The sequence below is a fragment of the Butyrivibrio sp. genome, assembly GCF_024699075.1.
In genome coordinates this window covers 1-6,653 of the sequence record NZ_JAILQF010000219.1, presented here as the reverse complement: position 1 = coordinate 6,653, position 6,653 = coordinate 1, and the positions used below count along the sequence as shown (strand labels likewise).

Annotated in this window: 6 protein-coding genes and 1 pseudogene; 1 reads left to right on the top strand and 6 read right to left on the bottom strand. The window is 39.6% G+C overall.

The genetic code is table 11. The features are described 5' to 3' along the window. The 3 genes from K6G87_RS08620 to K6G87_RS08610 all read right to left on the bottom strand — a co-directional run. Window positions 1–436, bottom strand: a 436-nt coding sequence (locus tag K6G87_RS08620; protein WP_296835909.1) for a DUF402 domain-containing protein, incomplete at its 3' end; no start/stop codon positions are given. Between the two features lie 88 nt (window positions 437–524). Then, window positions 525–1,139, bottom strand: coding sequence for an NUDIX hydrolase (locus tag K6G87_RS08615; protein WP_296835906.1), 615 nt, complete (start codon window positions 1,137–1,139; stop codon window positions 525–527). Then, window positions 1,129–1,635, bottom strand: coding sequence for an HIT family protein (locus K6G87_RS08610; RefSeq protein WP_296835903.1), 507 nt, complete (start codon window positions 1,633–1,635; stop codon window positions 1,129–1,131). Before K6G87_RS08610 ends, K6G87_RS08615 begins: the two co-directional genes overlap by 11 nt. A 566-nt stretch (window positions 1,636–2,201) precedes the next feature. On the opposite strand from K6G87_RS08610, the gene K6G87_RS08605 reads away from it, so the two are divergent. Further along, window positions 2,202–3,965: a hypothetical protein gene (locus K6G87_RS08605; RefSeq protein ID WP_296835900.1), complete on the top strand. Its 1,764-nt coding sequence runs from the start codon at window positions 2,202–2,204 to the stop codon at window positions 3,963–3,965. Window positions 3,966–4,245: 280 nt separating this feature from the next. Here the strand turns inward: K6G87_RS08605 and K6G87_RS08600 are convergent, their stop codons facing one another. The 3 genes and pseudogenes from K6G87_RS08600 to K6G87_RS08590 all read right to left on the bottom strand — a co-directional run. Next, on the bottom strand, window positions 4,246–5,199 hold the full coding sequence (locus K6G87_RS08600; protein ID WP_296835897.1) for a hypothetical protein: 954 nt from the start codon (window positions 5,197–5,199) through the stop codon (window positions 4,246–4,248). A gap of 187 nt (window positions 5,200–5,386) precedes the next feature. Then, complete coding sequence (locus tag K6G87_RS08595) at window positions 5,387–6,352, bottom strand: hypothetical protein (protein WP_296835894.1); 966 nt, start codon at window positions 6,350–6,352, stop codon at window positions 5,387–5,389. Between the two features lie 121 nt (window positions 6,353–6,473). Next, window positions 6,474–6,653 (bottom strand): annotated as a pseudogene (locus K6G87_RS08590) (DUF1848 domain-containing protein); the annotation flags it as partial.

Here is a 6,653-nt window from a genome sequence, read left to right as displayed (position 1 = left end):
CGAGTTCTTCTTTGGTAATGACGCCATCATTATAAGCTTCTTCTAGCTCGTTCTGATCTATAGTCTGAGCTTTGCCGTCTTCGGATACAACTACGTCAAGGAATAAGTCGTAGAATTTTGCATCGCCATTTTCAGCTATATCATTTCTAAGAGTAATATCAATGTAGTGCTGGAAAATCTCACCTTTGCGGAACATTGAAGTGATCACATAGTTACCGCCTTTAGGTGCAAGTTCAAGCCACTGATACCCATTATCTGCTATACAAAGCTCTCCTTTGGGACTATCCACCATCTCAGGCTCAGTTAATCCAGTAAATGTAATAAGTCCTACTCCGCCTTCGAAATATTCATCCTTTTGGTACATGCATTTAAAGTCGCGTTGTGTGTCGTTATACCACTCTCTTCTGTCTAAATTCTTTTCTTTTACTTCTAACAAATCTTTCTCCTAAAAAAATACTAATATCTTTTTTATGACTTTTGATCAGACTATTTACCTGCTGATCATAATCATAAGAATATGTCTATTATCTTTCGTAGAATTCCAATGCAAATAGTATAGCAAGTATAGCGATGCCATCTTTGGTCTCGTTATTTTTAAGAAGTTCTTTAACTTCACTAACAGGCATCCATACTTTGTCTGCAACTTCATCAACGTCCTTGATAGTGCCCTCGCTTTCAACCCTGGCGCCGAACACGTGCATCACCTGATCGGTCATTCCGTTTGATGGCGTCTGAGAGCACAGGAATTTAAGGTCTTTAACAATGCAGCCTGTCTCTTCCATAACTTCGCGCCTTGCAGCATCTTCAATCGCTTCACCTTTTTCCACGCCTCCAGCCGGAATCTCCCATTCAAGACGCCCTGCGGAATATCTCATCTCCCTGATCATGAGGATCTCGTCCTTGTCGTTAAAGATTACGATGGATACTCCTTCTCTTGGATAATGGATCTGGTGATATTTCTCTATGATCTGACCGCTTGGAAGCTTTACTCTATCTGTATAAAGGCTCACGTAGTCGCTTTCATAGATTGTAGTTCTTGAAAGGCGCTCAGGAAGTTTGATGGCCTTATCGCTCATATTAAAACTAGTGTTACAGGATTCTATATCTTTATGATCAATTATATTAATTTTAGTATTCATAATTCCCCTTATAAAATTCTGCTCTTATTTCTCTTACCGCCTCTTCAACTTCTTCCCAGTCGCTCCCAGTCGCATTTTCCATAGCATATCTTGAAATGTCTCTGAGACAGCTGACTCCTCTTCCAAACTTTTCTATCATCCAATCCTTAGTCGGGAATATCCAGATGTGAAAATGCTTAGATCGCTCCTCCTGAACCAGAGTGATCTCCTGAGCAAGTCCGAGATTCTTGATAGCTCTTTCTGCTTTTGAAATAACTTCACCCATCTCCATCCACTCTTCTTTATACAACATAGAAAAAGAGTTTACGTGCCTTCTTCCTGTTATTATAAAAAAGCCCGGTATCGGAACTTCAGGATCAGCTGCAAGTACAATATTACGGCTTTCATAGATTGTTCCGCCTGGTGGAGTAAGTTCTCCTTTCGCTATAGAGCACCCAATGTATTCATAGCTATTAGCCTCATCAGTATAAATCTGCTGCGTGTTTTCTTTTTCCATAATAACAGTTCCCATTAGTATATGTTTTCGCAACCTTGAAATAGAAATCTGCATTTGCTGCAGATTTCGTAAGAAAGTGAATCGGTAGTTAAATAGGCTAGGCACCGAAGGTGTTCTCAATTGGCCTATTTACATGACTTTTGGAACGAAGTGACAAAAGTCATACCTCCATAATAATTTTCACTGCTGCCAGTCAGCTTTCTCGTTGATTGTTATGTTACGGTATGCCCTTAGGGCCGGGTCAAGGCTTCGATGAGTTATTTCTTTGATGATACTATATCCGAACACTGAAAAAAAGAGGCTTTCTGAAGAATCATTCTCAGAAAATCTCTAGTTTTCTCCTTATTCAATGCTGGAACATTTTTCGCATTTTTATTTCAAAACTTTTTTAAGTGAATCCGCCGTTTGCGTACTAGCTGGTTCCCAATCGAGATCTTTAGCAAACTTATTTTTTATACGGAATCTGTCCCAATTTCCTTTTAATGTCAAACATATTGTATACATAAAGTATACATGTAATAATTAATATCAATTGAATTTAATATATAGGAAGGAGATACTTTTTTATGGGGAACTATCGTAACTTCACTCTGACTACGTACTTCGTAGCTCAGGCAACTGCTACTATTACAGAAGAAGAACTTGAGAAACAGCTTTCTTTTATCCTTAAGCACATAAGACTTGATAAGGTATACCTTGAGCCATGGCGCGGTCTTATGGCTTCACATGAGCAGGTTGAGATGTGCAAAAAAGTCTTCAACAGACACAATATCAAGGTTGCAGGCGGCATCACTACTGTAATTCCAACTCCTGAAGGTGATAAGCCTAAAGCAAGACTTTTTGATACCTTCTGCTACAACGATTCAAAGATGAGGGCAAAACTTCGCGAAGTTACCAGCTTTATAGGAGAGCATTTCGATGAGTTCATAATCGATGACTTCTTCTTTACAAACTGTATGTGCCCTGAATGCATAAAGGCCAAAAATGCCTATAACAAGGCTCATGGAATAAAGAGCGGATGGCAGGAATACCGCCTTGATCTTCTAAAAAAGATCAGTGAGGAAGATATGATCGCTCCTGCAAGGCAGGCTAATCCAAACATTAAGATCACTATCAAATACCCCAACTGGGCAGAAAGCTATCAGGAAACAGGATATAATCCCAAGGAACAGCGAAAGCTTTTTGACAACATCTATACCGGTACTGAGACAAGAGATCCTGTATCAACAGATCAGCATCTTCCAAGATATCTTAGCTACAGCCTCATGACCTATTTTGAGAATATGTGGCCAGGTCACAACGGCGGCGGCTGGTTTGATACTTTTGATATGCATATCACAGAGCACTATCTTGAGCAGGCTTATCTTACTGCTTTCTCAAGACCTAAAGAGCTTATGCTCTTCTGCTTCCAGTCTATATATGACAACATGTTCACTCCATCTCTTGGCTTCCAGCTTGATAAGCTCGATGATGTTATGGACAAGGCAGGCAGACCTGTTGGAATCACCTGTTATCTGCCTGATAACTGCCAGGGTGAAGACAACATTCAGGACTTCCTTGGAATGGTTGGACTTCCTATAGTATGCAGTCCTTATTTTCCGGACAAAGAAGATCAGATCATGCTCACAAGATCATCAGCTTATGATCCTGATATTATTGAAAAGCTTGAGAAGTACCTTAGAGAAAAGGGCGGCAACGTCCTTGTAACAACGGGCTTCTGGGAAGCAGCATCCCAAAAGGGCTATGACCTTACATCCATAAGACTTCGCGGAAGAAAGATAAGTGCAAACAGATACAGAATTGAAAGCGCAGTAAGCAGTGGAAACTCAACATACTTGTTCCCATATGGAGATAAACCTGTAACTATCCCTGTAGCTGAGTTTAGAAACAACTCTACATGGGCTGTTGTCAAGGCTTCATGCGATGAAGAAAGCTTTGGAATTCTATTACGCGATGATTACTGCGACGGACATATCTGGACTATTGCAGCACCTGACGCATTCCCTGATTATTACAGAATGCCATCTCCTGTTCTTAGCCGCATAAGACAGGCACTTCCTGTTAATGGAATATGGTTCGAGGGACCTTCCAGAATCAGCCTCTTTGCCTACGACAACGATTTCTTCATCGTATATCCTTATGTAATGGACAACGTACAGCATGAAGAAATACTCGTACACGTCGCAGGCGCCAAAGCCTTAGAAGCATCTCCAAAGCGCTTCCCTATGGAGAATAGCCGTATAGAACCGCTCTATTATGAAGGCGACGAAGCAGTATTCAAGCTTGCTGCGGATCCCGGCATATTCAGGATCTATTCAATTGTTAGATAAATTAAAAACCCCTTAGGATTTGCCGGAGCTGACAGTTCATAATTAATTTACGCATCTTTGAGAGTTTTATTAAATTCAAGAGCTTGATAGCTGGATATTTATATTCTGCATAGGGTCCGCATGTCTGAGCTTCAGCGAGTTTCGGACCCTGGAATATAAATATTCAGATATCATGCCTTGAATTAATAAAACTATCAAGATTCGTAAAATAATTATGAACTGTCAGCTCCGGCAAATCCGAAGGGGGACGATACCTTAATATATGGACGATCTGGCTTATTTACTCTCTAACTGCCTTAGGCCTTGAGAGATTGATAATCTTATTAGCAGCAAGGTTTGTAAGAAGCAAAAGCTCTACATCATCCCTGTACTCAGGCTTTGCAAAGTAGTAGGCATAAGTCTTTACAAGAGAAAAGATGTTAGCTGTTCTTCCTTCGATCTTAAAATTCTTAAAGCCCATTGGAATATACTTTTCCCAGATTGCATCAGGGCTTATGTGAGTTTTGTACTTCCTTGTAATGGACGGCATTGAGTTATCGCCGTAGGAGCATTCCCATGGAATAAGAGCTTTTTGCTTATCCTTTGGAAGCTTTCTATTCTCTAAAGTGATCCTGTTGTTCTCACCTATAACTCTGTAATGCTCTGCTCTTCTTGGGCAGTCCGGAATGCAGCAGGCGTTTATTAAAACTTCGCATCTTTCCTTATCAATGATTTTTTCAAGTTCATCAAAATGGTTGTTCATGTTGTAATCAAGAACTACTAGATTATAGTCTTTTTTCAGCTCTTCATTGACACCGTCAATAGTTCTGATGCACTTACAGGTAGAGCTGTTGAGCTTAAGGTCTGGATGAGTCTTTCTTATATACTCTTCGAGTATCGGAGATACTACAAGTACTCCGTTCATCTTCTTTTTAGTATCGATCTGATCAAGGCAGAAATTGCAGTACTCGTTCTCAAGGTCTTCTTCTGTGATAGACGGATTGGTATAGGTGTATCTTACAGCAACATTCTTTGCATTAATAGCTCTTACAACGCCTGTAACATATTCTCTTGCGCACTGATCTCCTGCGCTGTATCTGCCACTACTCCAAAGTGATGCCGGAAAATCGCCAAAACATGAAGCAATCCTGATACCTTCTCTGAAATACTTCGGAAACCTTTCTAACATGTCTATGAGAAGCATGTTAAGTGGAAAATTATACCTTAGCCCTGGTATATGAAATAAAGCCTCCATAAATAAATCCCCCTAAATCAAGTTTGTCATAATCCCCACTTAAAGAAGCGGAGCCTTCTCTCACTGAAAAAAATAATAGAATTACCATATTGAGTAAATCATTATGGTAAGCCTATTATCATTTTACAATTATTGCTATTTTTTTCTTCTCAGATATTGCTTATTACTAGTCACAGATATAGAAGTTTCATTTTGCATCCAGTTCGTGATCTTGCTCTAGCAATTTTCTCTCCTGCCTTCTCATAAACAAAAGTCTTGAACATGCCATAATTATTGCTATTCCGGCAAATACCTGAACCGGAAACATGATAACCGCTTCTTCCGGTATAAGCAGACTTAGTATTGCAATTGCCGCTGCAGGGGGCATATACATACCAAAGATATGTATTATGCAAAGAGATACAGTCATTATTATTACCGCGCAAAGAGTAAGCGATAATCCCATTTTTATATTAAATAAGTATCTTACAAGCGCTCCTGTAAGTCCACATAAGCTGACAAGTGATACAGCCTTTACCGGATGATTTCTAGTGCGATTACGAGGTCTTGAAACTTCTGTAAATGCCACAAGCAAAGGCGGTGCTATCATAAATTTCATTCCAAATTTAAGTGCTGCAAAGCCTAAAATGGCAACAATTATAACTCTAAGTACAAGATCGATATGATCGTCTTTGGAATTAAGGATCACAGGCTTATATGCTTCGTCAATGCGAAAACCGCATCTTATAAGCAGCTTATGACTAATTACCAAAATAAAGGTTAATATAAATGCTGCAATCGGATACACCCAGCTAGTAGTCTGAAGCATCACAGGAAGCACAATTGCAGAAACAAAGGGAGCAAAAGTAGTTCCTGAATATAAAAATACTATCTGACTTATTATAAATGCCAGCACAATCTGAGGATATAATCCCATATTTACATATCTGACAATAAGGACGCCTGTAACGGCACTTGCCGTTATAAGAAAAAGCATCCTCCTTCCATTTACCATCCAGCTTCGCTTTACAGCTACAAGATAGCCTACGGATAAGGCTGCCATTTCAGGGAATATTATTTCTTTTTCACCAAGATATTCCGCCGCAAAGACCATTGCTGTTACAAGAGCTACAGCAAGTAAATCTGAGGGCAGATATTTTCTTACAAAATTCATAGAAGTCACCTTTGATCTTTATTTTTTGCAAGTCAAACTCGCAAACGCTTCGCCTTTTGCTCGTTACATATTATGACGTTGAAAAGTCCTAATCAAAACGACTTTGGGCCATTACGTTATATTATAGATCAAATAATGACATCTGCGAATCTATCCAGGATTCTTGTTCTACTTCATGAATGATATCACCGTCTTCATAGCCTCCAATTAGAAATGGCGAGTCAGGATCATGACGTTTTGCATTCTCCATAACAAGCCTGTTATCATTGTTGGCATAGCAATATCTGCAAAGATGCCTGCA

Bases quoted from the DNA above. Each gene is read 5' to 3' on its own strand.
- K6G87_RS08615 (WP_296835906.1), bottom strand. From the start codon at position 1,139: ATGAATACTAAAATTAATATAATTGATCATAAAGATATAGAATCCTGT.
- K6G87_RS08610 (WP_296835903.1), bottom strand. From the start codon at position 1,635: ATGGAAAAAGAAAACACGCAGCAGATTTATACTGATGAGGCTAATAGC.
- K6G87_RS08605 (WP_296835900.1), top strand. From the start codon at position 2,202: ATGGGGAACTATCGTAACTTCACTCTGACTACGTACTTCGTAGCTCAG.
- K6G87_RS08600 (WP_296835897.1), bottom strand. From the start codon at position 5,199: ATGGAGGCTTTATTTCATATACCAGGGCTAAGGTATAATTTTCCACTT.
- K6G87_RS08595 (WP_296835894.1), bottom strand. From the start codon at position 6,352: ATGAATTTTGTAAGAAAATATCTGCCCTCAGATTTACTTGCTGTAGCT.